Here is a 26613-nt window from a genome sequence, read left to right on the forward strand (position 1 = left end):
CATCAATGCGGAAGGAAGATCGCCGTCAGCACGGCAGTAATCATCACCACCCAAACCATGAAGGCGAGGTCGGTGTTGGTCGCCGAAGCGCCGACCATTCTGGTCAGCCAGGCCGGCACGGCCGGGTGAGGTTCGGCAACAGGTTCGGACGCAGCTTCCATCGCGGCGTCGTCAATCATGCGGTGGGACGTCATGTTCGACAGGTTCCGGGCACGCAAAAGAGCGGGTGCCCACGCGTCTCGGCGACTCGCCGAAACGGCGCGCAAATACTCCCGATTTTCCGGGTTAGAAAGCGAAATGTGCGCGGGTCCGGATCGCGCGCGGGCGGCGGACGTTGATACGCTGGAACCACGGACAGGACGACAGTGAGAGCACCCGAAAGCCAACGAAGAGAGAACCTGCTTCTCAGCCGCATTGCGCAGGGTTTGCTCGTCTTCACCCTGCTCGCTTTCGCGGCAAAGGCGCTGGCGCATTCCGAGGTGCAGGCGCGCTACACGCCGCTGGTGGTGTTGCATGCGGGCGCGATGGTGGCATGGCTTGGGCTGCTGGCTAGCCAGGCGTGGCTGGCGGCGCAGCACCGGCTAAACCTGCACCGCGCATTGAGCCGCGCGTCGATAGCGCTGGTCGGCGCGATGGCGGTTTCGGGCGCGATCATCTCGATCAATATCGGCGCGGAATTGGGCCGCCCGGAAGTGACCATCGTGAACCTCGCCGCGTTTGTGACGTTCCTGCCGCTCTACTTCGCCGCGCTGCATTTTGCCCGGCGGCGCGAAATCCACGCGCATCGGCAGGCAATGCTGATCGGCACGCTCGCCCTTATGACCCCCGCCTATGCCCGCGTCGTGCAAGTGCTGGGCCTGCCCGACCCGGTCGCCATTGCAGTGCAGGTGCCGATCACTGTGGCGATCGCGGTGGGCTACGACTGGGCGACGCAGGGTCATGTGACGAAGCCGGTGCTGGCGATTCTGGGCTTTTCGGTTGCAGTCATCACGGTGATGGTGGGAGGGCTGGCGATGTGGTTTTTGTAGGCGACACGCCGCCCCGGGCTTGGCCCGGGGTCCAGTTCAGTCCCGGAAAGACCAACGAAAGCCCGATCCCGGATCAAGTCCGGGATGACGAGTTAGCTAGGAAGCGTGATGTCGGCGAGCGACTAGCGAGCCGCAAGGGCGACCGCCCGCCCGCAGCGGGTGCAGCTTTGCTGCACGTCTAGCGAGGATCGCGCGCCCGGATGGGCGTGCGGAAATCAATAAGGCGGCTTGTCCCGCCCCGTCGGACTCTTCGTAAAGATCTCAGTGCCGGTCTCGGTAATCGCAAGGCTGTGCTCGAACTGCGCCGACAGCGACTTGTCGCGCGTCACCGCTGTCCAGCCGTCGCCCAGCACCTTTGCCCATGGCTTGCCGAGGTTGATCATCGGTTCGACGGTGAAGAACATTCCCGGTTTCAGCTCCGGCCCCGTGCCCGCCTTTGCGGCGTGGACCACTTCGGGAGCGTCGTGGAACAGGCGGCCCAAACCGTGGCCGCAGAACTCGCGCACCACACCGTAGCGGAACTGTTTGGCATGCGCTTCGATCGCCGCGCCGATATCGCCGAGCCGCGCGCCGGGCTTGGCCGCTTCGATCCCGAGCATCAGGCATTCGTAGGTCACATCGACCAGCCGTTTCGCCTTGAGCGGCGGCTCGCCTGCGAAGAACATGCGCGAAGTGTCGCCGTGCCAGCCGTCAAGCAGCGGCGTGACATCAACGTTGAGGATGTCGCCTTCCTTCAGCACTTTGTCTGATGGAATGCCGTGGCAGATCACGTGGTTGATCGAGATACAGCTTGAATGCGTGTAGCCGCGATAGCCGAGCGTCGCCGGAACTGCGCCCGCATCCAGCATCATTTCGCGGATCGCGGTGTCGATGCTTTCGGTCGTAACGCCGGGTTGGACGAGGTTTGCAACTTCATCAAGGATGGTCGCGGCCAGCCGTCCGGCCTTGCGCATCCCGTCAAAGCCTTCCTCGGTGTGAAGCTTGATGGTGCCGTCGCGATAGACGGTCTGATCCCCGTCGATGAGCTGATATTCGTGCATGCGCGCCATATAGCGAATGGTTCGCAGCAATGCGAGAGCAGTCGCGTCAGTTCGCCAACGAAAACGCCGCGCGATATTCCGGCTTGGCGACGTCGATCACCGGCTGAGTTACCGGCACCGTCACCTCGTACGGCCCCTCGGCATAGGCGCCCGCGACATAGGGTGCGGCGAGCAGTTCGATCGTATCGAACGTCTCTCCGTCGCTCGATCCCAGCACCATCACCAGTTCATCCAGCGCAGGGCAGCTGTCAAAAATATCGGGTCCGTTCGTCCTGCTTCCCCCCAGACGCTCCGAGCGCTCGGATTTCAGTCCATTGCAATACGCCTCACGCACCGCCCCTTCGAGCGCTGCGGGCGAAGCAAACAGGTCGGTCGGTGCCAGTTCCGCTTCGGCCCTGCGGTCCCACAGCATGGCATCGAACCAGGAGTTCCCGTGCGCGCCGCCGGTATAGGCGTATGTGCCCGCCACGAGGCTCAGGAACCGAGGCGTGTCCGCGGCGACTTCCCAGCCCTTGCTGAAATCATACCCGCGAAACGGATAGTCGTTCTTTTCGGCATCAGCCTTGGCCTCGGCAGCGTAGGCAGCGTATTCGTCATGCTCGCCCTGCGCCCGGACTTCGAACGCGGCATCGAGCGCCGGTATGGCCAGCACCTGCGCCGGCCATGCATAGACGAACTTCAGGCTATCGGTCTCGATCATGATCTCGCGCGGCTGTCCGGTTTCGGATGCCGGACCCGCGCCGTCAGACGCATCCGTTCCGACCGCTTCGCCCATGTCCTGCGGGGAGGAACACGCGATCAGTGCCACCGCCGCCAATGAAGTCGCAATCTTCATCTTGTCCGTGATCCCCCCATTTGAGACGTGACAAGTCTAGCGGCGTGATTATGGACGCAGCATGACCGATATCAAAGACCTGATCCAGCCCGATCGCGGGCAGGAAGCGACCGCCATTCACCTTTTGAACAAGGAGGGGTTCGAAGCCTACGCCAAGACCCTTTCCGCCGGGCAGCGCGCCAGCCTTGCCGCGCAGAAATTCGAAGGGAGCGGATTCCAGGTCGGGATCGTGCCCGATGGCGATGGATGGTTCGCCGTCGGCGGGGTCGCCAATCCGGATGAGCTGTCGAGCTGGTGCCTCGCGGCGCTAGCCGAACAGCTTCCCGAAGGCACCTATCGCCTGGCCGAGCGCCAGCCGGGCCCGGCGATGTTCGGATGGCTCACGGCGCAGTACCGGTTCACGCGTTACAAGGATGAGGAGAACGCGGTCGGCCCGCGCGTGCTGCTGACCGAACAGGTCGGTCGCCTGCCCGGCATTCTCGCCGAGGCCGAGGCCGAATTGTGGGTGCGCGATCTCGTCAACACGCCCGCCGAAGACATGGGTCCGGCAGCACTCGAGGCCGAAGTCGAAAAGCTCTCCAGGGCGCACAAGGCACAGGTGAAGACCATCAAGGGCGATGCGCTCGAACAAGGCTACCCCATGGTTCACGCGGTCGGCCGCGCCGCCGCGCGCCACCATGCGCCCCGGATCATGCACCTGACATGGGGCAGCGAAAGCGACCCGGTGCTCGCGATCGTCGGCAAGGGCGTGTGCTTCGACAGCGGCGGGCTCGACATCAAGCCGGCGAGCGGCATGCGGTTGATGAAGAAGGACATGGGCGGCGCGGCGCACGCCATCGCGCTCGCGGGCCTGGTGATGGGCGCGGGACTGAAGGTGCGGCTGCACCTGCTGGTCCCGGCGGTGGAGAACGCGATATCCGGCCCTGCCTTCCGCCCCGGAGACGTGCTGTCCAGCCGCAAGGGCCTCAGCGTCGAGATCCACAACACCGATGCCGAAGGACGCCTGATCCTCGGCGATGCGCTGACCCGCGCGAGCGAGGAAGAGCCCGACCTGATCGTGGATTTCGCAACGCTGACCGGTGCCGCGCGCGTGGCGCTCGGCCCCGATTACGCGGCGATGATGACGCGCAATGACGAGACCGCACAGGCGTTCATCGACGCGGGCAAATCGGCCGACGACGAACCGTGGCGCCTGCCGCTGCCCGAAGCCTATCGCGAATATCTCGTCTCGGACATCGCCGACATCGCCAACGCGCACGCCAATCCGTTCGCCGGGGCCAGCGTGGCCGGCCTGTTTCTCGACCGTTTCATCGGGGACGGAATCGACTGGGTGCATTTCGATACCTTCGCCTGGCGGCCCTCGCCCAAGCCCGGCCGCTCGAAAGGCGGCACCGCCTACGGCCTGCGCGCCAGCTGGCACGCGCTCCAGGCGCGGTACGCAAACGGCTGATCCCCCGGCACGGGAAATTCGCGGGGGTTGGCTAACTTGCTCGAAACCATGTCAGCGTATAAGCGCCCCGCACCACAGGGGTTGAGGAAGATTTCGGAATGAACGGCGCTGCCAGCCACGCAGCCGATTATGCGATGCCACAGGGCGTGCTGGGCCTAAAAGGTCCGGTGCGGAAGCCCGCGCCCGGCACGCTGCCGCTGCGCGGCGATCTGGCGCATATCGCACTGGCCGGTACGCACCTGGCGGCGCATTACGTCATCCCCGAGCTGCGCGAGATCGGCGCGGGTGGCGCGGCGCTGCACCTGATGCCGCGCGACGACAGCGACATCTCGCAGCGGCTGGAAGCGGGCACCCGGATCGAAGTCCTGGATGTCGCGGGCGCGTGGGCGTGGGGCTGCCTCGGCCCGCAAGGCCCGAGCGGATATCTGAAGCTCAACGAACTGGCGTAGCGCGATCCTGCACGCTAAGGCCGCGCGCCATGGCGACACGCATTTTCATCGACGGCGCGGCCGGGACCACCGGGCTCGAAATCCGCGACCGGTTGGCGGATCGCGGCGAGTTCGAACTGCTGGTGCTCGACGACGCGCAGCGCAAGGACGAGGCGGCGCGCAAGGAAGCGCTGCACGAAGCCGACATCGCAATCCTGTGCCTGCCCGATGACGCCGCGAAGGAGGCGGTGATACTGGCGGAAGGCTCCGACACACGCATCATCGATGCATCGAGTGCACACCGGGTGTCGGACGGGTGGACCTACGGATTTCCGGAAATCACCGGGCATGACAAAATTGCAGAGGCGCAATTCGTATCGAATCCGGGGTGCTATCCGACCGGCTTTCTGGCGCTGGTCGCTCCGCTGGTTCGCGCCGGGTTGCTGCCTGCCGACTGGCCCTTCACCTGCAACGCCGTCAGCGGGTATTCGGGCGGCGGCAAGGCGCTGATCGCACGCTACGAGAGCGAAACCGACCTCGCATTCCGCACCTACGGGCTCGACCTGGCGCACAAGCATCGCCCCGAAATGCAGAAACATGCTGCTCTGACGCACGGCGTGCTGTTCGCGCCAGCGGTCGTTCCGGCCTATCGCGGGATGCTGGTCGATATCCCGTTGCATCTGGGCGCGATGGCAACCGATCCCCGTTCCGATGACCTGCGCGCTGCGCTGGCGGAATTCTATTCCGGTTCCGGTGTCGTGACCGTGCGCGAGGAAGCCGCGATGCCCGAATTGCTGCTGCACGCCGGGATCGCCGCGCATGACGGGATGGAACTGTTCGTGTTCGGCAATGAGGGCGGCTGGAACGCCCGCTTGATCGCCCGGCTCGACAATCTCGGCAAAGGCGCGAGCGGGGCTGCGATCCAAAATCTCAACATCATGTGCGGTCTGCCGGAAACGACCGGATTGCGGCTCTAGGACCACTCCGCCTGCCCAATTATTAGGCAATCCCCGACCGCGCAATGGGCAGTGTTGCACTGCACAACAGAATCTTGCTAATCCCGCTCGCGGGGCGAATGAGCCTTGCGCCGACGCCGGGATCAAGTAACCCGGTGTTGCGCGCTGCTTGGCACGATTCTTGGTAGGAATCCGTCAACCAAATGACCAAAAACGGCCCGGATACGGGCAAACGGGGCGGGACAACGATACGTGAAGAAGATCGAAGCGATCATCAAACCCTTCAAGCTCGATGAAGTGAAGGAGGCTCTGCACGAAATCGGTGTCTCCGGCATTACCGTAACCGAAGCGCGTGGATTCGGCCGTCAGAAGGGTCATACCGAGCTGTATCGCGGTGCCGAATATGTCGTCGATTTCCTGCCCAAGGTGAAGCTCGAGGTCGTCGTCGACGACGATCAGGCCGACCGCGTGGTCGAGGCGGTCGCGAGCGCCGCGAAGACCGGGCGCATCGGCGACGGCAAGATCTTCGTCACTGCGATCGAAAGCGCGCTGCGCATTCGCACCGGCGAAACCGACGGCGACGCGGTCTGAATATCATACCTGCCCGCACGCATTGGCGGGCCTACCTCTCGAACTACAAGGCTGGAGACTACAAGAATGGCTAGCGTGAAAGACGTCCTCAAGAAGATCAAGGACGAGGAAATCGAATGGGTGGACCTGCGTTTCACCGATCCGAAGGGCAAATGGCAGCACCTTACGATGTGTGCGGGCGTGATGGACGAAGATTCGCTCGAAGACGGGCTGATGTTCGATGGTTCGTCGATCGCCGGGTGGAAGGTGATCAACGAATCCGACATGATCCTGAAGCCCGATCTGTCCGAGACCTGGCTCGATCCGTTCAGCGCGACCCCGATGCTGATCATCAATTGCGATATCGTCGAACCGTCGACCGGTGACTGGTATGCGCGCGACCCGCGCACCACCGCGAAGCGCGCCGAAGCCTATCTCAAGTCGACCGGGATCGGCGACACCGTGTATGTCGGGCCGGAAGCCGAATTCTTCATGTTCGACGACGTCCGCTTCGAAGACGGCTATGCCGGCAGCGGATTTGCGATCGACGATATCGAGCTGCCGACCAACACCGGTAAGGAATACGAGATGGGCAACATGGCCCACCGTCCGCGCGCCAAGGGCGGGTACTTCCCGGTCGCGCCGGTCGATTCGGCGGTGGACATCCGCGGCGAGATGGTTTCGACCATGCTCGAAATGGGTCTGCCCTGCGACAAGCACCACCACGAAGTCGCTGCCGCCCAGCACGAACTCGGCCTGACTTTCGGCACGCTGGTGCAGACCGCCGACCGTATGCAGATCTACAAGTATGTCGTGCACCAGGTGGCGCATGCCTATGGCAAGACCGCGACCTTTATGCCCAAGCCAATCAAGGAAGATAACGGCAGCGGCATGCACACCCACATGTCGATCTGGGCCGACGGCAAGCCGAAGTTCGCAGGCAATGAATATGCCGGTCTCTCCGAATCCTGCCTCTACTACATCGGCGGCGTCATCAAGCACGCCAAAGCCCTCAACGCCTTCACCAACCCGACCACTAACAGCTACAAGCGCTTGGTGCCGGGGTTTGAAGCGCCGGTGCTGCTGGCCTACTCGGCCCGCAATCGCTCGGCTTCGTGCCGTATCCCCTACGGCGCGGGCGAAAAGGCGAAGCGGGTGGAGTTCCGCTTCCCCGATGCGATGGCCAACCCCTACCTCGCCTATTCGGCGCTGCTGATGGCGGGGCTCGATGGGATCGAGAACAAGATCCATCCGGGCGAGGCAATGGACAAGAACCTCTACGATCTGCCGCCGGCAGAGCTGGCCGAGGTTCCGACGGTGTGCGGATCGTTGCGCGAAGCGCTCGAAAGCCTCGAGGCCGACCACGAATTCCTGCTGAAGGGCGACGTGTTCACCAAGGATCAGATCGAAGCCTATGCCGAGCTCAAGTGGGAAGAGGTGCTGCGCACCGAAACCACCCCGTGCCCGGTCGAATTCGACATGTATTACAGCATGTAAGCGCAAGGGTTCCCAATCTGGAACCCGGCACTTGAAAAGCGGCGAGCGGCCTTCGGGCTGCTCGCCGTTTCTCTTTGCGGGCCGTTATTCGCAGAGGCCCGCAGCCCGTTTCGCAATGCCTGCCAGCCCCTTGCATTTGGGCTTGCGGACCGGCTCGGCGGGATTGCCGCCATCGGGGTTGCGATCGTCCGTCCCGGCCATCATGCCCGCCATGTCGTCCATCCCGAGCATGAACATGCTGGTCGAGCGAAACCGCACGCGGGCGATCCATTCGGGATTCCACGCGATTTTCGGGTCCGCGGGGCGCGGTGGAAACGCAAAGTCGCGCTGGGGACCGAAGGCGGAGAGATTGCCCATCATGGCCTCACCGCCGGCCGCCGCGACCTCGGCCGGGACGGTGCAGCTGGTCTGGCTGGGCGGCATCACGGTCTTGGCCGACACCAGCGTGGCGACCGCAGCGGGCGACATCCAGTCCCACATCGGGCCGCCGAACGCCCGCGTTGCGGAAGAAGCCCACCACACCATGTCGAGGCTTTCGCCTCCCCCGCCGGCCTGGCCCGACATGACCCAGGCGTAATAGCCGGTCGCATCGGGTATCCCGGTCCAGTCTAGGACATAAGCGCCGCTCGGCATCGCGGTGTTTCTGACCTGCAAGGGTGCCATGAAATCGCGATCGAGCTCGAAGCCGATCTCGGGCGAATAGTTGCCGACGATCCGGTGCCTGCCCAGCAGCGAGGATTGCGCACTCAGATGCTTGCGGGCCTTTTCGTTCGGCCAGTCTCCGTAAGTGCGGCTGTTGGACGGGCTGATCCTCCATTCCTCCGGAATGTTCACCGCTGGGGCGAACAGGTCGGGCGGGTACTGCCCCGCCGCCATCTTGCTGAAATCGATAACGACCGGCTGGCCCGGCCCGGCCCGTTCGCCGCAACCCCAATAGATCCGCAGGCGGCCCTTCGGACGCTCGAAATCGTAGGTCCCTTCGGATTGCGCACGGCGCGGCGTGACCAGCGGCACCGACGTGCCGAGCGCCGCACCCGTTGGCATGAAGTGATCGGCCTTCGGATCTCCGCTCGCATCGCGGTTCGATCCCAGCCGCAGGATCATTTCGTGCGCCGGACCGGGACTTTCGCCGCGCATCATCGCCAGGGCCGAGGCCATTCCCCCTTCCGACGACATCGCGGCAAAGCCCGAAAGCGTGCCCGCGTCGATCGTGTACCGCGCGACGGGTGCACCCGATGCCCGCTGGGACATGCCTGGCGAGGTGGGGACGGCCAAAGTAGAACAGGCGGCAAGCAGGAACGCCGCCTTCATGGCGAGCTTATGCATCACAGATTCTCCTAACCCTGTTGGGCGCGGCGACTCCGCGATTGTTTCGCGCAAGGCGCTATTACACCTGCCCAAGATCGACCGGAAGCCCGAATATCGCCGCCCCCAACGGATCGGAACACGGCGGACTGCGGCACGGAAGGCAGCGCGCAGCGATCGATCCATTTTCCTACTCGTCGATGTTCTGCTTACTTGCCCGGTCTCCTGCCCTTTCAAGCCCCGGAGGCACTGCTATGCCGAACAATCGAAAGCCGATCTTCGACACTGTCCGCACGATCCTGAAGCGCGGTTTCCGCCAGGCGGAAGTCGACGCACTCGATGCCGCGCTGGACCGGTCGGGCGGAGAAGCCGACACGGAGGCCTCCGGCAATGCTACCCTGGGAGCGGCCGGAATCGCCCTGATCAAGCGTTTCGAAGGCTGTGCGCGGTTGCGCGTGGATGGACTGGTCGAAGCCTATCCCGATCCCGGAACCGGCGGCGATCCATGGACCATCGGCTGGGGAGCGACCGGGCGGGATGGCGACGGTCGCATTGGCCCCGGCACCGTATGGACGCAGGCGCAATGCGATGCCCGGCTGGCCGCGGACCTGCAGCGGTATGCCGCCGATGTCGTTCGCGCGATCGGCGACACTCCGACGACGCAGGCGCAGTTCGATGCGCTGGTCAGCTTCCACTACAATACCGGCGCCATCGCCCGCGCGACTCTGACCCGCAAACACAACGCCCGCGATCACGAGGGTGCCGCGCTGGAATTCGCGCGCTGGAACCGGGCCGGCGGGCGGGTGCTCAAGGGGCTGGTGCGGCGTCGCGCAGCCGAAGCGGAGCTCTACCGCAGCTAGTAGTCCCGGCTGATCTCGGCCGCCACGCTGTCGCGCCCGATGGTAGAGACCGTGCCGAGCAGCGCGAGCCAGCGAGTCACGCGGTATTCTAGCCGCGTCGCGCTATAACCCTGCCCGTCGGTCACCAGCTCGATATAGACCTTGTTGCCGAGATACTTGCCGAGCGCGACCCCGGTGCTCCGACCGAGCGCAGGATCGGCGGACACGATCCGCAGCTGATCGAGCCCGATCGATCGGCGCAGCTGGCCGATCGGATCGAGCCCGCTTCCACCTTGCAACGCCGCCAGCGCGGCGGCGAGCTGCACCGCGTCGGTGGCGGCAAGGCTCGTGACCGAGCTGCCGAACAGCAGCTGGGCCAGGATCTCTTCCTCCGGCAGAGGGGGTTCGGACGAAAGCGCGATGCGCGGAGCCTGCGACCGTCCGGTGATCGTCACCGTAACGTCGGCACCGTTGCGGTTGGTCTCTGCCGCGATATCGAGCTGCGGGTCGATCGGCTCGTTGAGGTTGAAGCGGATGCGTCCGCGCGTGAGTTCGAACCGCGCCCCGGCGAAGCTGTAGGCGCCGCGCACGAGCCGTGCCTCGCCGCCGAGCCTGGGGTCGTCGACCGTGCCGCGCAGTTGGATATCGGCGGCCCATTCGCTGTCGAGACCGAGCCCGTCGACCTCGATCCTGCGCCGCGCCCGCGCATCGACGAGGTAACGCCAGGGCGACGCGCGACCGGACCGCACGGTCGCTGCCCCGCCGTCGGTGCGGTTGACCTCGCGCGTGGCGATCTGCGGCAGGCTCATGTCCTCGGCGGCGGTGCCGAGCTGCCAAAACGCACTGTTGACCTGCACCCGCCCGGCGATCGTGCCGCCCGCCCCGTTGGACACGATCCGCAGCGGGCCGGTGACGGTGGTGTCGAGCCCGGCGGTGTCGAGGATCTTGGCGTTGCGCGCGGCCACGCGAATATCGAGCTGGGGACCGCGCTCAGCGCTCATCTGCGACAGGTCGATCGTGCCGCTGCCGCTGACCGACCCGCCGCCGCGCGGCGTTCCCGCGAAACGCGTGAGCTGCAGCCGCGACCCGGCGAAACGACCGCGCGCGGTGATCGCGGAAATGTCGGTCCCGGTGATCGCACTCTGCAGCCGCAGGTTCTCGCTCGCGAGCGTCCCGCCGAGGCGCGGGTTGTTGAGCGTCCCCGTGGCATTGGCGGTGACAGCCAACGGTCCTGTGAGGTCGAACGTATCGACCCCCGATAGCCGCCACAACGCCTCCGCGTTGCCATCATAGGCGAGCGTCGCGTTGAGCCTGCCGCGCATGATCCGGCCTGCCAGGTCGCTGCCCCCGCCAAGGCCGGTGATGCGCGCGTCGAGCCGTCCGAGCCTGCGCCCGTCCTCGGCCAGCCTAGCGCCCGCCGTAAGCCGGTCCGGGCCAAGATCGACCACGGTCAGCACGTCGATCGGGCGCGAGGACAGCAGGATCCCGGCGCGGCTGAAATCGTCGATCTTGAGCCGCGCGCTACCCGTCGGCGGACCGTCACCGGCCTGACGATAGGTGACAATGCCCGAAAGCCGCCCGCCGAACCCTAGGTCGCTCACCGCGAGATCGGCGAGCCGCAACGGCATCTCGGCAATGCGGGCCTCGATCGCCGTGGTCGGCCCGCCCAGCGTGCCTTCGAAAATCGCGAAGCCGCGCGCAAACCCGATTTGGGTCGGGGCCAGGCGATAGCCGCCCGCTTCGAGCGGCGTGAGCACCGCGCGGCGCGGCATGGTTATCGACCGCCCGGCGAATTCGCCGCGCGCGAGCAGCGCGATCCGCTCGGGTGCGATATCGCCATCGAACTTGAGCGCAAAGCGATCGCTGCGCCGCCCGGCAATCGAGCCGAGCACCGACCCACGCCCGTCCTCGATCGCCGCCTTGGCCGCGAAGCTGGCGATGCTGAGCGATCCGTAGTCGAGCCCGGTTCCGTCGATATCGGCGAACACCTGGCTGCGTCCGCTGCCGAACCGGCCGCGCGCGAAAATGTCTGCCTTGGCGAGGCTGAGCGGTGTCGGCCCCTCGAACCGGGCGTTGCGCGCGGTGGCGGTCAGTTCGAAACCTTGTGCGCCCGCCGAAGACGGGGCAAGCGCGAGCCGGCCATCCAGTCCGCCCCCCGCCAGCGCGAGGTCGCCCGAGATACCCGCTTCGCCCAGCGTCAGAGCGCCGCTCACGCTGGTGCGGAACACATCGAGCCTGGCGATATCGATCCGGGTCGGCGCGTCGCTTGGCAAGACGAGGCCGAGGGCACCCTCGAACGGGCCGAGCAGCGAACCGCCCGCCACGTCGAGCGCGAACCCGTCGTCGCTGGGAGCGATGGCGATCCGCACGTCGCTCAGCCCGGCGGCGGGCAGCGGATCGGCCAGCACCAGGACGGCGCGCGGACCGCTTCCTTCGATCGTCGCATCGATCGTGAACGGCCCGTATTCGCTATGCCTACCGCGCCCGGCAAGGGTCGTCACCTCGCCGCGAATCTGGCTGTCGAGCGTTGCCTGGAGGCGCTCGCTGTCGAGCGAAACGTCGCGCAGCACGATCGGCTGATCGCCGCCCATTCCGAACGCTCCGCGAAAGCGCAACTGCTGGCCCGCTACGTTGGCCACGGTGGCGTTGGTCACGTCGCTCAGCCGCCCGGCGACATTGGCGCGCAGGGTCCAGGGGATATCGCTGCCGAACTTGGCAAGCAGCTTGGCGTTGCCGGTCGCCCGCCCGATCCCTTCGAGCGCCAGCCCGCGCGCCTCGATCGGCCCGGCAACCGCATAGACCCCGGTGCCCGTGTCGCCGCGCAGCGTGAGACGCGCATCGAGGCCGGGGAACGACACGCGCGCGCCGTCGACGGTCAGCTTGCCATCGGCGAGGTTGAGCGTTCCGTCTAGCGTGCCGCGCTCGAGCTGCGCATCGACCAGTTCGACCCCGGTCGAGACCCGCGACGTCTCCGCATCGAGCGGCAGCGTCAGGACACCTTCGCGAAAGGTCGCGGTGCCGCGCTGCGATAGGTCATCGACGGTGATGGTGCCGATCGCGAGTTGCGACGTGGTCAGGCGATGCGGGATAGTGAGATCGCGGAACAACCCGTCGAGCTCGGCCTCGATCCGCGCATTCGCGAGCGCGATCCCCCCGCCCAGCAGATCGGGGTCGCGCAACCGCAGCACCGTCTCGAACGCGTCGAAGCGGTTGCCGGCGAGGTCGATCGCGCCCCGCCCGCGGGCGGCCAACGTATCGGAGATCGCCACGAGCTGCCCTTCGAATACGCTTTCCTCGAGCGTGCCCTGCGCCACCAGCGACAGCGCGTCGCCCACGGCGCGCCTGGTGAGCCCGTCCTGGTCGATGCGCGGGGAGACCTGACCGAGCAGGCCATAGGTCCCGGCGCGGTTGGTCAGGCGGAATCCCGCCACCCGCTCGCCATTGATGCTGCGCGTTCCCGGTGCGTAGCGCGTCACCAGGGCATGACCGAGCCAGCGCGACCAGGTGCCGTCGCCCTCGATCTGCGCGCGATATCCCATGTCCAGCCCGGTGAGCCCGGCGATAACGCCGCCGGCCGGGGCATTGTAATCGAGCGCGAGGTCGAACCGGTCGCCGTCGGGCTCGGCATCGAGCAGCAGGCTGACGGTGTCCCGGCTCCCGAGCTCGCCATCGGCTTCGATCAGCGCGCGTCCCGAGCGGATATCGATCCGCGCCCCGAGATTGACCCGCTGCGCGCCCTCGGTCGCGACCCCTGAGGCGATGGTCAGGTCCTCGATCGCCAGACGGTCCACGCGGATGTCGAAATCGGGCAGCAGCGGCGCGTCGGGATCGCCCGGCAGCAATTCGGGCAAACGCGACAACCGGCCACGCCGCACGCTCAGCTCGCGGATATCGAGCCCGCTCCACAGCCACGCGAGCGGACGCCAGTCGAGCGCGACTTCGGGGATGGTGAGAAATTCGCCCTTGGGGTCGCGCAGGATCACATCGTACAGCACTGCCGTCCCGTAGATATCGCCCTCGATCCGACCGACTTCGAACCGCAGGCCCGAAGCGGGCGCGACCTGGGCGATCTGGTCGGCGACGAAGCGCTTGCCGATCGGCGAACTCAGGAACCCAGCGACCAGCACGATCGGAAGCAGCACCAGCGCCAGCGCCCAGCCAAGCCGCTTGGCCCAGACCCGCCGGCGCCTGCTCGGGTCGGCCCCGGCTTGGGGCGCAGTGTCGGCTTCGCTTGCCATCAAAATGCCTGTCCGAGACTGACATAGACCGCAACCGGACTGTCGAACTCATCGGGGTTGAGCGGCACGCCGACATCGACCCGGATCGGGCCGAAGCTGGTCTTGTAGCGGATGCCCACGCCTGCACCGACCCGGATCACGCCAAAATCGGGGGTCGAGCTGGTCGAGACCGACCCGGCATCGACGAACGGGACGACTTCGAGCGCGCCGTCGAAAAATCCGGTCTCGATCCGGGCTTCGAGCGACAGCTCGACCAGCGAGCGGCCGCCGATCGGTTCGGCATCGTCGTCGCGCGGACCGATTGCCTGAAACCCGTAGCCGCGCACCGAGCCGCCGCCGCCGGCGTAGAGCCTGCGCGACGGAGCGATATCGAACGTGTCCGCGCCGACGATGCTCGAAACATGCGCCCTCCCGGCGAGAACGGTGCTGCCGACCGACTGGTAGTAGCGCGCATCGGCCCCGCCCCTGACATAGAAGCTGGTCACCCCCTGCGAGCGCGAGACATCGGGTGCGAGCGAACCGGTCAGCCGGAAGCCGCGCGTCGGATCGAGCAGGTCGTCGCTGCTGTCGAGGGTCGCGCGGCCGAACAGTCCGCCGATCAGATATTCCTGTCGCGGCGCCGCGTCGGCGACGAAGGTTGCGTTGCGTTCGTCGCTCCACAGCACTTCGGCCCCGACCGCCCAGCTGAGCGGCTTCTGGTACAGCAGGTTCGAGATCCGTTCGAACGTGCCGCGCAGCGCCACCGTGCGTGCCTCGATCGCCTCGGTATCGAGATCGCTGGCATAGGCGTCCACCGTCAGCACCTGGTCGCGCGCGCGGAAATTGTTGCGGCGATAGGCAATGCTGGCGAGCTGTTCGCGGGTGCCGAGGATACCGCGCAACCTCAGCGCGCCTTCGGGCGGGAACAGGTTGCGATGCTCCCAGCTCGCCTCGATCCGCGCGCCTTCTTCGGTACCATAGCCGATCGCGCCGGCGATGGTGCGCAGCGGCGCCTGCTCCATCGTCACGTCGAGCGCGACCTCGCCCGGCCGGCCAGCTTCGGGCGGCGCCACTTCGCGCGGCTCGATCGCCACGCTCGAAACCAGCCCGGTGGCCAGGATCGCGCGGCGCAGGTCGGTTTCGAGACTGCGTTGGTAGGTGTCGCCCGGATCGAACCGCGCGATCCGCCCGAGATGCCTGCCCGACAGGAATTCGGGCCGATTGCTCACGACTTCACCGAACACGTATTTGCCGTTCGGATCGACCGGCATGGTCAGGTCGCCTTCGATCCTTGCGTGGTCGATCAGCAATTCGGGTTCGGACAGGGTCGCAAACGGATATCCGCTCTCGCCCAGCTCGGTGTCGAGCGCGGATCGCTGCGCGACGATCCGGTCGGCATAAAGCGGATCGCCCGACCGGATGGCGAAGGTGGCGCGCAGGCTCTCGCCATCGGGATCGGGAAGCGCGCCGAGCGCGCCGAGATCGATCGCGCCGAATGCGTAGCGCGGACCGGGGATGACATCGAAGCGGACCCGGGGATCGGATTCGGGATCGCTGCCGACGCGCGATTGTTCGCGCCGTCCGCCCGAAAGCTGGCGGATCACCTCTCCGTTGTAATAGCCGTAGGTGCGCAGCGTCTCGGTCAGGAGCTCCTCGTCGGCGCGCGCGCGGGCGGCGAGCTGCGGCAGCGTGTCCTCGTCGGCGTCGAGCGCTTCGATGGTGGACAGCGCCGAGAAACGACGAACGAATTCCTCGCGTTCGGGGAACAGCGTGGGATCGGTGGGAAAGGCGAGCACCAGTTCGCTGCTGATTTCGACCTCGGCCAGATCGGGCAGCTCCATCAGGTCGGGCGCATCGATTTCGGCGAGCGCGGTGACTTCGGGATCGGGCTCGAGCGGTTCGGGCAGCGGCACGTCGTCGGGAAGCGCGATCGTGCCCGAATCCGCCCGCGCGGCCTGGTCCAGCGCGGCCTCGACATCGGCCTCGACTTCGTCGACCGCTTCCTCGATCGGCTCGGGCTCGGGCTGTTGCGGCGCGTCTTCAACGCCCTGCTCCGCCCATTCCTCGGGATTCTCGACCGCGCTGTCGGGGATCAGGTCCTCAAGCGTGCGCGGCGGTTCCTGCGCCGCGACGATCGCGGCGGGCATAGCGCAGCAAGCTGCGAGAATCAGGTTCAGATTTCGCAATGTGAGGGAACTAACCCGCCGGGAACTTTGCCGGTTGACCATCCTTGCCCAACGCCCCGCGAAGTGTGTCGCGATGTTCATCGCGCGGTGCGGTCGCTTTGGCAATCAACCGGCTTTGCTCGCTTCCCCCCATTCGCTGCCAGCCTTCGCGGGTCAGCCGCTCGAGCGGGCGATAACGAACCTTGTACTGCATGCGCGGACTGCCTTCGACCCAATAGCCAAGATAGACGTAAGGCAGGTTGTCGCTTGCCGCGCGCTGAATGTGATCGAGAATAATGAAATTGCCGAGCCCGGCGCGGCCGTCGTGGGTCGGGTCGTAGAACGAATAGATCATCGACAACCCGTCGCCCTGGCGATCGGTCAGGCACGCGCCGACCAGCTTGCCGGGCGTGCCATCGGTGGTCGGCTCGCGGTATTCCACCAGCGTGCTGGTGACCGGCGTGTGTTCGACCATGTCGGCGTAATCGAGCTCGTCCATCGCCGACATCCCGCCATCGGGATGCCGCACGCTGAGATACTTGGTCAGCAGTTCGAACTGTTCGTCGGTCGCCCACGGCCGGCATTCGGTCACGACCAGATCGGCATTGCGCCGCAGGTCGCGCTTCTGGGTGTTCGACGCCGTGAATTCGCGGGCCGCCACGCGCACCGACACGCAGGCCTGACAATCGAGGCAGCTCGGGCGATAGGCGACGGTCTGGCTGCGACGGAAACCGATGCGACCCAGCGCCTCGTTCAGCTGGTCCGCATGTGCGCCCTTGAGCTCGGTAAACACCTTGCGTTCGCTGCGGCCGGGCAGATACGGGCACGGCGCAGGGCTGGTCACGAAAAAGCGGGGAAAGCGGATCGGTGCCGTCACGGGTCTGGCTGGGTCCTCTCGTCGCACGGGGAATCGGCGGTTGTGTTATTAAGACAATGTTATGCCTTCTCCGGTTCCCGGGTAAAAGACCCTTAACCACGAAACAGGGTGAATAATGGCTTAGTTTGCACAAGCCGAGGTCGTCGAAAGCACCGTTTCGGACCGAATCGGCTGCCGATCGCGCCTGCAGCCGCCCGCCCGCGCGACCGATTCGCCGGGCCACCAGACCGCCGCTTCAGTTGAGTTCGACCATCTGCACCTTGTAACCGCTCTTACGCAAACCGGCGACCAGTCGCTCGACCTGCTGCGCGTCGCGCGCCTCGCATTCGATATCGGTAATCAGTCCCTTGGCCGGGAGCGAGGTGAAGATGCGCTGGTGATAGATTTCGATGATGTTGACGTTGTGCTCGTCGAACAGGCGCATCACCTTGAACAGCGCGCCGGGGCGATCCTGCAGCGTGATCCGCAGCCGCGCCAGCCGCCCTTGCCGCGCCAGATCGCGCAGCAGAACATTGGCGAGCAGCCGCGTGTCGATGTTGCCGCCGCACAGCACCAGCCCGATGGTCTTGCCGGTGAAGCGTTCGGGGTTGCTCAGCACCGCCGCGAGCCCCGCCGCGCCCGCGCCTTCGACCACGGTCTTTTCGATCTGCAGCAGCAGCGACACCGCCTTTTCGAGCGCGGGCTCGTCGACCAGCAGGATATCGTCGACCTTTTCGGCAATCACCTTGCGGGTGAACTCGCCCGGCCGCTTGACCGCGATTCCTTCGGCCAGCGTATCGCCGCCGCATTCGCGCTCTTCGCCCTTGAACTCGGCGAACATGCTCGGGAACAGCGCCGCCTGCACGCCGATCACCTCGATTTCGGGATCGAGCGCCCGTGCCACGGTCGCCATGCCCGAAATCAGCCCGCCTCCGCCGATTGGCGTGACGAGGCAATCGAGATCGGGCTTCACCTCGAGCATTTCGAGCGCGACCGTCCCCTGCCCGGCCGCGACGTGCGGATCGTCGAACGGGTGGATGAACGTGAGACCGCGTTCGGCTTCGAGCTTGCGCGCGTGGGCGTGCGCATCGTCGAAGGTTTCTCCTTCGAGCACGACATTGCCGCCCACGCTTTCGGTCTGCATCACCTTCACCGTCGGGGTGGTCTTGGGCATCACGATCGTGACCGGGACGCCAAGCCGGCTGCCGTGATACGAAAGCCCCTGCGAATGGTTGCCCGCCGACGCCGCGATTACCCCGCGCTGCATCTGTTCTTCGGATAGGTGGAGCAGCGCGTTGAGCGCCCCGCGCTCCTTGTAGGCGGCGGTGAACTGCAGGTTCTCGAACTTGAGCCAGATCTCGGCCCCGGTGATTTCCGAGAGCGTGATCGAGTGCATCATCGGCGTCTTGACCACCGCGCCCTCGATCCGCTGGGCTGCGGCGCGGACGTCGTCGATGGTGAGGTCTTCCGGCCCGGGCACGTGCCCGGCCGCCTGCTCGCTCAAGGCCTGTTTCGCTTTCATTGCGCCGGTTCGATTAGGCGGAACGCCGGGCGAGGGCAATTGCCAATGCCGATCCCGTTGGCAAGCCGCGCTTTCCGCGATAGGCACCGCGCCCCATGAGCGAAAGCAAGCACGTAGCATTTGTCGGCCTCGGCGTGATGGGTGGACCCATGACCGGGCACCTCGCGCGCGCCGGGCATCGGGTCACGGCCTACAACCGCTCGCCCGAGCGCGCTGCGAAGTGGCGCGACGCCTGGGCCGCCGAAGGGCTGGAGGTCGCGTTCACCGACAGTCCCGCTGCGGCGGCGCAAGCGGCCGATATCGTCTTCACCTGCGTCGGCGACGACGAAGACCTCGCTGCAGTCACACTCGGGGATGACGGGGTGTTGGGTGCGATGCGCGACGGTGCCTTGCTGGTCGATCATACCACCGTCTCCGCCGCCATGGCGCGGCGGCTGGCGGACGCAGCCGACGCGCGCGGGATCGCTTGCGTCGATGCCCCGGTCAGCGGCGGGCAGGCGGGTGCGGAAAACGGTCAACTCGCGATCATGTGCGGCGGCACCGCAGCAGCGCTCGCGCGCGCGCAGTCGGTGATGGAGTGCTACGCCAAGGCGATCGTCCATGTCGGCCCGGCCGGCGCGGGGCAGACCGCGAAGATGGCGAACCAGATGTGCATTGCGGGGGTGCTGGGCGGCCTCAGCGAGGCGATCCGGCTGGCCGAAGCCGCCGGGCTCGATCTCGACAAGACCTACGAGGCGATCTCGGGCGGTGCGGCGCAAAGCTGGCAGATGGACAATCGCTGGCCGACGATGACCGCAGACGAATTCGATTTCGGGTTCGCGATCGACTGGATGCGCAAGGATCTCGGCTACGCGCTAGACGAGGCAAAGCGGCTCGGCCTGTCGTCGCCGGTGACGGCGCTCGTCGATCAATTGTATGCCGACGTGCAGGCCGCAGGCGGCGGTCGGCGCGACACGAGCGCGCTGATTACCCGCCTGCCGCGACAGACTTCTGAACGGGAACACTCATGAATCGCATAATCTCCGGCGCGGTTGCCGCGCTCGCCGCCCTCGCTGCCTGTCCCGCAGCGGCCGACACGCTGGTCTACGACGTCGATGGCATCACGATCGGCGAAGACGGCGCGGTGCAGCGCTTCACCGCGCTGGTATTCGACGAAGAGGGGCGCATCACCCGCGTGCTCGAACGCGGCGAGCAGCGTCCGCGGGATGTCGATTACGCGATCGATGGCGAAGGGCGGGTGATGCTGCCCGGGATGATCGATGCGCATGTGCACGTCATGGAGATCGGCTTCGGCGCGCTGACCCTCGATTTGTCCGAGACGACCTCGCTCGAAGACGCGCTGGCGAAAATCAGGGCGTTCGCCGAGGAGAACCCGGGTCGCCCGTGGATCCTCGGGCGCGGCTGGAACCAGGAGACATGGGGCCTCGGGCGCTTCCCGACCGCTGCCGAGCTCGACGCCGTGGTGAGCGATCGCCCTGTCTGGCTCAGCCGGGTCGATGGCCATGCGAGCTGGGCCAACAGCGCGGCGATCGCACTCGCCAACGTCACCGCCGCGACGAAGGACCCGGAAGGCGGGCGGATCATCCGTGCCGCAGGAGGCGCGCCCGAGGGCGTGTTCGTCGATGCCGCCGAATCGCTCGTGAACGCAGTCGTCCCGGCTCCCAAGCCCAAGGATCGCGACGCCGCGCTGGCGATGGCGCAGCGTATCCTGCTCGAAAACGGGATCACCGCCGTCGCCGACATGGGCACCGGGATCGAGGACTGGCAGGCATTCCGCCGCGCGGGCGATCTCGGTCGGCTGAAACTGCGGATCATGGCCTATGCCAGCAGCCCGGAGGCGATGGAACTGATCGCCGGGTCCGGACCGACTCCGTGGCTGTATGACGACCGGCTGCGGCTCAACGGGATCAAGCTGTATCTCGACGGCGCGCTGGGATCGCGCGGGGCCATCCTGAAGCAGCCCTATGAGGACGAGCCCTCGACTCGCGGCTTGCCGCTGCTCCGGCCGGCGCAATTGCGCAACCTGATGAGCCGCGCGGCGTTCGAGAATTTCCAGCCCGCGATCCACGCGATCGGCGATGCCGCCAACGCCGATGTGCTGAACGCGATTGCCGAACTGTCCGAAACTTACACCGGCGACCGGCGCTGGCGGATCGAGCACGCGCAGATTGTCGATCCGGACGATATCGCCGCGTTCGGCAAGCACGGCGTGATCGCTTCGATGCAGCCGCTCCACCAGACCTCCGACCGGACGATGGCCGAGGCGCGGCTCGGGCCGGACCGGCTCGGCGGTGCCTATGCCTGGCGCAGCGTGCTCGAAGCCGGCGGCAGGCTCGCCTTCGGATCGGACGCACCGGTCGAACCGGCCGACGTGTTCGCCGGAATCGCCGTCGCGATCAGCCGCACCGACGCAAACGGCGAACCGTTCGGCGGCTGGCGTGCGCAGGAAACCGTGAGCCGCGAAGCCGCGCTCAAGGCGTTCACCGCCGATGCTGCCTTCGCCGGATTCGCCGACGGCCGATTCGGTCGCCTGGTGCCTGGCGAACGGGCCGATTTCCTGCTGGTCGATCGCGACCCGCTGCTGGCTTCGCCAGATGCCATTCGCGAGACGCAGATTCTCGAAGTCTGGGTCGGCGGCGAGCGGGTGGACGCGCGCTGAGTGCAATTCGCACCCATCGCACAGTATGCGGGAAGGGTTTTCGTGAATTGGTGACCCGAATGCTTCAGGGACTCTGCCTCGCGAAGGGAATCGCGCGTTGCTTGGTTGGTGTGTCGGAGCCGGTGCGATTGTGCACTTGCACAGACCGCCGGCACGCCCCGCTCATGGCGAATCGATGCAAAATGGACACAACCCCGATAAAATGCTGAATTGCAACCTTTCTCCCGGACGAAATCCGATGCTTCGGTCCAAATTAAAGGTTGTATCAATGACAAGTTTGTCCTAACCAGCAGCCAAGACAGTTAATAAGAGCTCATAGGAGACACCAAAATGAAGTTCCGTAACGTTGCGCTGGCCACCGCAGCCCTCTCTTTTGCCGCTGCTCCGGCCGTCGCAGAAGCCTCGTTCGATCGTTCGTCCGCTCCCGCCGAAGGCGAAAGCCTCGAAGGTGGTTCGGGCATCATCATCGCGATCCTCGCGGCTGCTGCCATCATCGCCGGTATCATCATCGCTGCCGACGGCGATGACGACGATGCGGTCAGCCCGTAAGGCTCGACACACCGAATTCAAAAGGGCCCCCTCGCGGGGCCCTTTTTTTCGTCCGGGATCGCGATTTGGGGACCACCCTAAGCCCGGACGTGAGATGCGAGCGACCAACCGAAAGTGCCTCTATAACTTGGACTTGCAGTTCGCCGCTACGCTTGTAAGCACGCCTCGCGCATCTCGCGATCCGCACCCAGCAAAAAGAGCTCAATTAGGAGACGCATCATGAAGTTTCGTAATGTTGCCATGGCCACCGCCGCCCTCTCGCTCGCCGCGGTTCCCGCCGTGGCCGAAGCTTCGTTCGATCGTTCGTCGGCAGCTGCCGAGGGCGAAAGCCTCGAAGGCAAGACTGGTATCCTTCTCACCATCCTCGGGGTTGCCGCGATCGTTGCTGCGGTCCTGATCATCGACGACAGCGATGATGACGCCGTCAGCCCCTGAGGGGCGATCATTCGCATTGAGAAAGGGGGCTTCGCGGCCCCCTTTTTTTTTCGCGCTAGTTCCCGGGTCCGGGATTGTCGGCCAGCTCGCCTTCTCCGGATTCGGCATCGTCCGGGGCGAGCTTGCGCTCCTGGAAACGCATCAGCAGCAGCGATCCTTCGAACAGCAGCAGCAGAGGCAGCGCGAGAATGATCTGCGATCCCGGATCTGGCGGTGTCACCACCGCTGCAAGCGCGACCACGCCGACAATCACGTAGCGCCGCGCGCCGACCAGCTGGGCCCGGGTCACGATCCCGGCACGGTGCAGCAACATCAGCAGCACCGGCAACAGAAAGGTCATTCCGAACGCCAGAATGAACTGCATCACCAGATCGAGATACTCGCCCGCCGCCGGCAGTGCCTCGACATCCAGCCCCCCGGCATCCCCGCCGAAGCCGAGAAAGAACCGGAACGCCGTCGGCATCACCACGAAATAGGCCAGCGCCGCACCGCCCAGGAACAGCACCGGGGTAGCCATCAGGAACGGCAGGAACGCGCGCTTCTCCTTCGCGTAGAGCCCCGGGGCGACGAAGGCCCATAACTGGTTGGCGATGATCGGGAAGCTCATCATGAACCCGGCGAACAGCGCGACCTTGAGATCGACGAAGAACAGCTCCGGCAGCTTGGTGAAGATCAGCTGGCCTTCGCCATCAGGAAAGGCATCCTTGAGCGGGCGAACGAGGAAGCCGAGAATCGGATCGGCGAAATAGAGGCAGATGCCGAACGCGACCGCCAGTGCCAGGACCGAACGCAGCAAGCGCGCGCGCAGCTCGATCAGGTGGTCGAGCAGCGGGGCCCGGGTCTCGTCGATATCCTTGATCTCGAACGCCATCGCGCCGCCCTACTCGCCCGGCCTGTCCGTGCCGCCGCGCTGAGGCAGCGGCAGTTCGGGCGACGGATCGGGGCTGGCAGGCGGTGCCGACGGCGCCGGATCGTCGGCCATCGGATCAGGGACACCGGCATCGTCCGGGCTCGAACGTTCCGGGCCGGGCGGCGGGCCGGTCATCGCCGGTTCGCCCGTCGCGTCGTTGCCCGACAAGGTGGTGCGGCGCATGATCTCTTCGTTCTGCGCCTTCCACTTCTTTTCCATGTCCTCGAGCTCGGCTTCGCGCACCATCGCATCGATCCCGGTGCGGAAATGCGCGGAAACCTTGCGGATCTTGCCAATCCAGCGACCTGCCGTGCGCATCGCAAGCGGCATGTCCTTCGGCCCGATCACAAGGATCGCGACGATCACGATGACCAGTAATTCAGCGGCGCCGATATCGAACATGGTGGCCTTGCCGGTGCAGTTGCGGCCGATGCCGCCGGGGGTCGCTCAGGCGCTCAGCTCGCGGAATCGCTCGGCTCGCCGGTCTTGGTTTCGGCGGGCGTCACGTCCTTGGCTGGCGCTTCGATCTGGGCCTTGGAAGCGGGCGTATCCCGCTCTTCCTCGCTCATGCCCTTCTTGAAGCTCGAAATGCCCTTGCCGAAATCGCCCATCATCTCGGAGATGCGCCCGCGCCCGAACAGCACGAGGACGACCAACGCCACGATGAGGATTTGCCAGATTCCGATACCGCCCATTTGCGAAGTCTTTCCTGATTACCTTGCCCGCATATAGGGATGATCGCTGCGCAACGCCAGTCGCGCATTGCGATCACGCGTCGGACGGCGATTGCTGATCGGCTTGCGAAGCGGTTTCGAAATCCTCCTCCGGCTCGCCATCGGGTTCGTCGTCACCGCCCAGCGCCTCGTCCAGCGCATCGTCGACCGGATCGAGCAGCCCGGTCGCGCGCAGCTCGTCGATTCCGGGCAGGTCGCGGCGCGATCCGAGCCCGAAATGATCGAGGAATTCGGGTGTCGTCGCGTAGATCACCGGCCGGCCGGGCACTTCGCGGCGTCCGGCCAGCTTGATCCAGCCCGCTTCCATCAACACGTCGAGCGTCCCGCCACTGGTCTGCACCCCGCGAATCGATTCGATATCGGCGCGGGTCACGGGTTCATGATAGGCGATGATCGACAGCACCTCGGTCGCGGCGCGGCTCAACCGCCGGACCTGTTCGCGCTCGCGCCGCAGCAGATGCGCCAGATCGGGCGCAGTCTCGAAATGCCAGCGCTTGCCGCGCTCGACCAGTTGCATCCCGCGTTTGGCATAATGCCGTTCGAGCGCAGCGAGCCCGTCGCGCACCGCACCCTTGTCCAGCCCGCCGAGATGGGTCGCCAATGCCTCGACGCTGAGCGGTTCTTCGGAGGCGAACAGGGTCGCCTCGAGCGCCCGCTCGATCGCGTCGGCCGGCATCTCCGGCGCCGCTTCGGCCCCCTCGGTCATGCCCGCTCGGCCTCCTTCAGGCGGCGGATACGCAGCGGCGAATAGGCCTCTTCCTGCTCGATCTCCGCCCGGCCCAGCCGCGCCAGTTCGAGCGCCGCGACGAAACTCGACGCCAGCACCGACCGGCGCAGTTCGGGCTCGGCATTGGTCGGCAGGAAGTCGCGGATATCCATCCAGTCGAGCGTCACTCCGAGCATCGCCGAAACCCGCTCCAGCGCGCTGTCGAGCGTCATTACCGGGCGGTTCGATACGTGGTAGATGCGCGGCGCGGTGCGCGCCTTGACCTGGCCATAGGCCTGGATCAGCGAATAGGTGTCGCTCTTCCACTTGATCTTGCGGTCGATCCGCAGGCCTTCGGGCGCGCCGCGCAGGAAGATATCGCGCCCGATCCGGTCACGCGCCATCAGCCGCGCCGCAGCTTCGCGCATCGCCCCCAGCCGCTGGAGCCGCAATTGGAGGCGCAGCGCCAGTTCTTCGGGGCTGGGGTCCTCCTGCTCGTCCTTGGGAAGCAGCAGCGCCGATTTGAGATAGGCGAGCCACGCTGCCATCACGAGATAATCGGCCGCCAGTTCGAGCCGCAGCGCTTCGGCACGCTCGATATAGGTCAAGTACTGATCGACCAGCGCGAGGATCGAGATCTGGCGCAGATCGACCTTCTGCCGCCGCGCCAGGTCGAGCAGAAGGTCGAGCGGCCCCTCCCAGCCATCGAGTTCGAGATAGAGCGCCTTGTCGCCCGAGCGCGCGCCGGACTGCCCGATCTCGTCATCGGCCCAGCCTTCGGCAATGTCCGCTGCCGGTTCGCCATCGCCCAACGGATCGCTGCCCAGCATGAAGCCGTCGTCGGTGTCGGCCACGATCATGCCGCTTCCCCCGCCAGGGCGAGCAGCGCGTCGCGCTTGGCCAGCAATTCGGGCTGTTCGGCGGGGATCGCGGGCGCGATCCGCGTGTGTTCGAGCGCCGCGTCGAGCTTGGCCGCGACCGCATCCGGCATGGCTGGAAGCACCGCGCAGATGCCCTGCATGTCGTCCATTTTCGCCCAGCAATTGAGGATGATCTCGCAGCCCGCCGCATGCGCTTGCGCCGAGCGTTCGGGGATCGTGCCCTCGAGCGCCTGCATGTCGATATCGTCGGTCAGCAGCAGCCCGTCGAACCCGATTTCGCCGCGGATGATGTCGCGGATGATCGTTGGCGAAAGCGTCGCCGGGTGGTCCGCATCCCACACCGGGTAGAGCAGATGGGCGGTCATGCCAATCCCGGCCGAATTCAGCGCGCGGAACGGTGCAAGGTCCGTTTCGAGTTCCTCTGCGCTGGCCTCCACGCGCGGCATGGTCTTGTGCGAATCCACGGTCGCGCGGCCGTGCCCGGGCATGTGCTTGATGCACCCCGCCACGCCGCCTGCAGCCAGCCCGTCGAGCGTCGCACGCCCGATCGCCGCGACCTGCATCGGATCGCTGCCCAGCGAGCGATCGCCGATCGCATCGGTGGTGCCCGGCTGGCGCACGTCGAGCGGCGGATGGAAGGTCACGGTGATCCCCATCGCCGACAATTCGAGCGCCATCGCCTTGGCACTCGCCCGCGCCGCTTCGATCGCGCTCGCGGGAGCCACGCTATAGAGCCTGTCGAATGCCTCGCCCGCAGGATACAGCGACCAGTGCGGTGGGCGCAGCCGGGCCACCCTTCCGCCTTCCTGGTCGATCGACACCAGCAACCGGTCGCGCCCGTGGATCGTGCGCAGATCGTCGGTCAGGGCGCGCAATTGTTCCGGGTCCACGCAGTTCCGTCCGAACAGGATGTAGCCCGCCGGATCCGCATCGCGGAAGAAGGCGCGCTCGTCGGCCGTCAGGGTCGGGCCGGAACATCCGAAAATCGCCGGAATCATGGTGCGAGCCTCGCAGCGAAGGCCGAATCAGGC

The 26613-nt window shown here is 66.1% G+C and carries 25 protein-coding genes; 11 read left to right on the forward strand and 14 right to left on the reverse strand.

All coding sequences use genetic code 11. The features are described 5' to 3' along the window. Positions 1 to 2: 2 nt before the first annotated feature. A complete protein-coding gene (locus tag KDC96_RS08930) occupies positions 3 to 179 on the reverse strand; it encodes a hypothetical protein (RefSeq protein ID WP_212448115.1) in 177 nt (58 codons plus the stop codon). Positions 180 to 365: 186 nt separating this feature from the next. On the opposite strand from KDC96_RS08930, the gene KDC96_RS08935 reads away from it, so the two are divergent. After that, a complete protein-coding gene (locus tag KDC96_RS08935; RefSeq protein ID WP_212448116.1) occupies positions 366 to 1028 on the forward strand; it encodes a hypothetical protein in 663 nt (220 codons plus the stop codon). A gap of 215 nt (positions 1029 to 1243) precedes the next feature. Here KDC96_RS08935 and map read toward each other — a convergent pair whose 3' ends face one another. After that, positions 1244 to 2068, reverse strand: a complete 825-nt coding sequence (gene map / locus KDC96_RS08940) for a type I methionyl aminopeptidase (protein WP_212448117.1) — start codon at positions 2066 to 2068, stop codon at positions 1244 to 1246. A gap of 46 nt (positions 2069 to 2114) precedes the next feature. Then, the gene (locus KDC96_RS08945; RefSeq protein WP_212448118.1) at positions 2115 to 2903 is read right to left on the reverse strand and encodes a DUF4163 domain-containing protein; all 789 of its coding nucleotides are present in this window, start codon (positions 2901 to 2903) and stop codon (positions 2115 to 2117) included. A gap of 61 nt (positions 2904 to 2964) precedes the next feature. On the opposite strand from KDC96_RS08945, the gene KDC96_RS08950 reads away from it, so the two are divergent. The 5 genes from KDC96_RS08950 to glnA all read left to right on the forward strand — a co-directional run bounded on the left by KDC96_RS08950 (position 2965) and on the right by glnA (position 7804). After that, positions 2965 to 4353 carry a M17 family metallopeptidase gene (locus KDC96_RS08950; protein WP_212448119.1) on the forward strand — a complete coding sequence of 463 codons (1389 nt, stop codon included), beginning with the start codon at positions 2965 to 2967 and terminating at the stop codon, positions 4351 to 4353. A gap of 98 nt (positions 4354 to 4451) precedes the next feature. Next, positions 4452 to 4802, forward strand: coding sequence for a hypothetical protein (locus tag KDC96_RS08955; RefSeq protein WP_212448120.1), 351 nt, complete (start codon positions 4452 to 4454; stop codon positions 4800 to 4802). Between the two features lie 29 nt (positions 4803 to 4831). Beyond that, on the forward strand, positions 4832 to 5758 hold the full coding sequence (gene argC / locus KDC96_RS08960; protein ID WP_212448121.1) for an N-acetyl-gamma-glutamyl-phosphate reductase: 927 nt from the start codon (positions 4832 to 4834) through the stop codon (positions 5756 to 5758). 231 nt (positions 5759 to 5989) lie between these two features. Further along, entirely contained in the window at positions 5990 to 6328 is a 339-nt protein-coding gene (locus tag KDC96_RS08965) for a P-II family nitrogen regulator (RefSeq protein WP_212448122.1), read from the forward strand. Between the two features lie 66 nt (positions 6329 to 6394). Next, positions 6395 to 7804 carry a type I glutamate--ammonia ligase gene (glnA, locus tag KDC96_RS08970; RefSeq protein ID WP_212448123.1) on the forward strand — a complete coding sequence of 470 codons (1410 nt, stop codon included), beginning with the start codon at positions 6395 to 6397 and terminating at the stop codon, positions 7802 to 7804. An 84-nt stretch (positions 7805 to 7888) separates the two neighbouring features. Here the strand turns inward: glnA and KDC96_RS08975 are convergent, their stop codons facing one another. Then, positions 7889 to 9130 carry a hypothetical protein gene (locus tag KDC96_RS08975; RefSeq protein WP_249171735.1) on the reverse strand — a complete coding sequence of 414 codons (1242 nt, stop codon included), beginning with the start codon at positions 9128 to 9130 and terminating at the stop codon, positions 7889 to 7891. Positions 9131 to 9363: 233 nt separating this feature from the next. Between KDC96_RS08975 and KDC96_RS08980 the strand changes: the two genes are divergently transcribed. Continuing rightward, a complete protein-coding gene (locus tag KDC96_RS08980; protein WP_212448124.1) occupies positions 9364 to 9969 on the forward strand; it encodes a lysozyme in 606 nt (201 codons plus the stop codon). On the opposite strand, the gene KDC96_RS08985 is transcribed toward KDC96_RS08980, so the two are convergent. The 4 genes from KDC96_RS08985 to KDC96_RS09000 form a co-directional block, all read right to left on the reverse strand. After that, positions 9966 to 14186: a translocation/assembly module TamB domain-containing protein gene (locus KDC96_RS08985; protein WP_212448125.1), complete on the reverse strand. Its 4221-nt coding sequence runs from the start codon at positions 14184 to 14186 to the stop codon at positions 9966 to 9968. The two genes, KDC96_RS08980 and KDC96_RS08985, sit on opposite strands and share 4 nt — an antisense overlap. Beyond that, a complete protein-coding gene (locus tag KDC96_RS08990) occupies positions 14186 to 16312 on the reverse strand; it encodes an autotransporter assembly complex family protein (protein ID WP_212448126.1) in 2127 nt (708 codons plus the stop codon). The genes KDC96_RS08985 and KDC96_RS08990 overlap by 1 nt, the downstream gene beginning before the upstream one ends. A 49-nt stretch (positions 16313 to 16361) precedes the next feature. Then, the gene (locus tag KDC96_RS08995; RefSeq protein ID WP_212448127.1) at positions 16362 to 17207 is read right to left on the reverse strand and encodes an arginyltransferase; all 846 of its coding nucleotides are present in this window, start codon (positions 17205 to 17207) and stop codon (positions 16362 to 16364) included. Between the two features lie 235 nt (positions 17208 to 17442). Next, positions 17443 to 18708, reverse strand: coding sequence for a threonine ammonia-lyase (locus tag KDC96_RS09000; RefSeq protein WP_212448128.1), 1266 nt, complete (start codon positions 18706 to 18708; stop codon positions 17443 to 17445). Between the two features lie 95 nt (positions 18709 to 18803). Here KDC96_RS09000 and KDC96_RS09005 point away from each other — a divergent pair, with 95 nt between their 5' ends. The 4 genes from KDC96_RS09005 (at position 18804) to KDC96_RS09020 (ending at position 22351) form a co-directional block, all read left to right on the forward strand. Further along, complete coding sequence (locus tag KDC96_RS09005) at positions 18804 to 19718, forward strand: NAD(P)-dependent oxidoreductase (protein ID WP_212448129.1); 915 nt, start codon at positions 18804 to 18806, stop codon at positions 19716 to 19718. After that, complete coding sequence (locus KDC96_RS09010; RefSeq protein WP_212448130.1) at positions 19715 to 21367, forward strand: amidohydrolase; 1653 nt, start codon at positions 19715 to 19717, stop codon at positions 21365 to 21367. The genes KDC96_RS09005 and KDC96_RS09010 overlap by 4 nt, the downstream gene beginning before the upstream one ends. A 330-nt stretch (positions 21368 to 21697) precedes the next feature. Continuing rightward, positions 21698 to 21916: a hypothetical protein gene (locus tag KDC96_RS09015; protein WP_212448131.1), complete on the forward strand. Its 219-nt coding sequence runs from the start codon at positions 21698 to 21700 to the stop codon at positions 21914 to 21916. A gap of 219 nt (positions 21917 to 22135) precedes the next feature. Then, positions 22136 to 22351, forward strand: a complete 216-nt coding sequence (locus tag KDC96_RS09020; protein WP_212448132.1) for a hypothetical protein — start codon at positions 22136 to 22138, stop codon at positions 22349 to 22351. Between the two features lie 55 nt (positions 22352 to 22406). On the opposite strand, the gene tatC is transcribed toward KDC96_RS09020, so the two are convergent. The 6 genes from tatC to nagZ form a co-directional block, all read right to left on the reverse strand. Then, positions 22407 to 23222: a twin-arginine translocase subunit TatC gene (gene tatC, locus KDC96_RS09025; protein WP_212448133.1), complete on the reverse strand. Its 816-nt coding sequence runs from the start codon at positions 23220 to 23222 to the stop codon at positions 22407 to 22409. A gap of 9 nt (positions 23223 to 23231) precedes the next feature. Continuing rightward, positions 23232 to 23663, reverse strand: coding sequence for a Sec-independent protein translocase protein TatB (gene tatB, locus KDC96_RS09030; protein ID WP_212448134.1), 432 nt, complete (start codon positions 23661 to 23663; stop codon positions 23232 to 23234). A gap of 53 nt (positions 23664 to 23716) precedes the next feature. Further along, positions 23717 to 23956: a twin-arginine translocase TatA/TatE family subunit gene (locus tag KDC96_RS09035; RefSeq protein WP_212448135.1), complete on the reverse strand. Its 240-nt coding sequence runs from the start codon at positions 23954 to 23956 to the stop codon at positions 23717 to 23719. Between the two features lie 73 nt (positions 23957 to 24029). Further along, on the reverse strand, positions 24030 to 24701 hold the full coding sequence (scpB, locus tag KDC96_RS09040; RefSeq protein ID WP_212448136.1) for an SMC-Scp complex subunit ScpB: 672 nt from the start codon (positions 24699 to 24701) through the stop codon (positions 24030 to 24032). Then, positions 24698 to 25561 (reverse strand): ScpA family protein, encoded by an 864-nt coding sequence (locus tag KDC96_RS09045; protein WP_371815466.1) that lies wholly within the window; start codon positions 25559 to 25561, stop codon positions 24698 to 24700. The genes scpB and KDC96_RS09045 overlap by 4 nt, the downstream gene beginning before the upstream one ends. Beyond that, complete coding sequence (gene nagZ / locus KDC96_RS09050; protein ID WP_212448137.1) at positions 25558 to 26580, reverse strand: beta-N-acetylhexosaminidase; 1023 nt, start codon at positions 26578 to 26580, stop codon at positions 25558 to 25560. Before nagZ ends, KDC96_RS09045 begins: the two co-directional genes overlap by 4 nt. Positions 26581 to 26613 lie beyond the last annotated feature (33 nt).

Source organism: Erythrobacter sp. JK5 (assembly GCF_018205975.1).
Lineage (GTDB): Bacteria > Pseudomonadota > Alphaproteobacteria > Sphingomonadales > Sphingomonadaceae > Erythrobacter.

Bases quoted from the DNA above. Each gene is read 5' to 3' on its own strand.
- KDC96_RS08930 (WP_212448115.1), bottom strand. From the start codon at position 179: ATGATTGACGACGCCGCGATGGAAGCTGCGTCCGAACCTGTTGCCGAA.
- map (WP_212448117.1), bottom strand. From the start codon at position 2,068: ATGCACGAATATCAGCTCATCGACGGGGATCAGACCGTCTATCGCGAC.
- KDC96_RS08945 (WP_212448118.1), bottom strand. From the start codon at position 2,903: ATGAAGATTGCGACTTCATTGGCGGCGGTGGCACTGATCGCGTGTTCC.
- KDC96_RS08950 (WP_212448119.1), top strand. From the start codon at position 2,965: ATGACCGATATCAAAGACCTGATCCAGCCCGATCGCGGGCAGGAAGCG.
- KDC96_RS08955 (WP_212448120.1), top strand. From the start codon at position 4,452: ATGAACGGCGCTGCCAGCCACGCAGCCGATTATGCGATGCCACAGGGC.
- argC (WP_212448121.1), top strand. From the start codon at position 4,832: ATGGCGACACGCATTTTCATCGACGGCGCGGCCGGGACCACCGGGCTC.
- glnA (WP_212448123.1), top strand. From the start codon at position 6,395: ATGGCTAGCGTGAAAGACGTCCTCAAGAAGATCAAGGACGAGGAAATC.
- KDC96_RS08975 (WP_249171735.1), bottom strand. From the start codon at position 9,130: ATGCATAAGCTCGCCATGAAGGCGGCGTTCCTGCTTGCCGCCTGTTCT.
- KDC96_RS08980 (WP_212448124.1), top strand. From the start codon at position 9,364: ATGCCGAACAATCGAAAGCCGATCTTCGACACTGTCCGCACGATCCTG.
- KDC96_RS08985 (WP_212448125.1), bottom strand. From the start codon at position 14,186: ATGGCAAGCGAAGCCGACACTGCGCCCCAAGCCGGGGCCGACCCGAGC.
- KDC96_RS08990 (WP_212448126.1), bottom strand. From the start codon at position 16,312: ATGCCCGCCGCGATCGTCGCGGCGCAGGAACCGCCGCGCACGCTTGAG.
- KDC96_RS09000 (WP_212448128.1), bottom strand. From the start codon at position 18,708: ATGAAAGCGAAACAGGCCTTGAGCGAGCAGGCGGCCGGGCACGTGCCC.
- KDC96_RS09005 (WP_212448129.1), top strand. From the start codon at position 18,804: ATGAGCGAAAGCAAGCACGTAGCATTTGTCGGCCTCGGCGTGATGGGT.
- KDC96_RS09010 (WP_212448130.1), top strand. From the start codon at position 19,715: ATGAATCGCATAATCTCCGGCGCGGTTGCCGCGCTCGCCGCCCTCGCT.
- KDC96_RS09015 (WP_212448131.1), top strand. From the start codon at position 21,698: ATGAAGTTCCGTAACGTTGCGCTGGCCACCGCAGCCCTCTCTTTTGCC.
- KDC96_RS09020 (WP_212448132.1), top strand. From the start codon at position 22,136: ATGAAGTTTCGTAATGTTGCCATGGCCACCGCCGCCCTCTCGCTCGCC.
- tatC (WP_212448133.1), bottom strand. From the start codon at position 23,222: ATGGCGTTCGAGATCAAGGATATCGACGAGACCCGGGCCCCGCTGCTC.
- tatB (WP_212448134.1), bottom strand. From the start codon at position 23,663: ATGTTCGATATCGGCGCCGCTGAATTACTGGTCATCGTGATCGTCGCG.
- KDC96_RS09035 (WP_212448135.1), bottom strand. From the start codon at position 23,956: ATGGGCGGTATCGGAATCTGGCAAATCCTCATCGTGGCGTTGGTCGTC.
- scpB (WP_212448136.1), bottom strand. From the start codon at position 24,701: ATGACCGAGGGGGCCGAAGCGGCGCCGGAGATGCCGGCCGACGCGATC.
- KDC96_RS09045 (WP_371815466.1), bottom strand. From the start codon at position 25,561: ATGATCGTGGCCGACACCGACGACGGCTTCATGCTGGGCAGCGATCCG.
- nagZ (WP_212448137.1), bottom strand. From the start codon at position 26,580: ATGATTCCGGCGATTTTCGGATGTTCCGGCCCGACCCTGACGGCCGAC.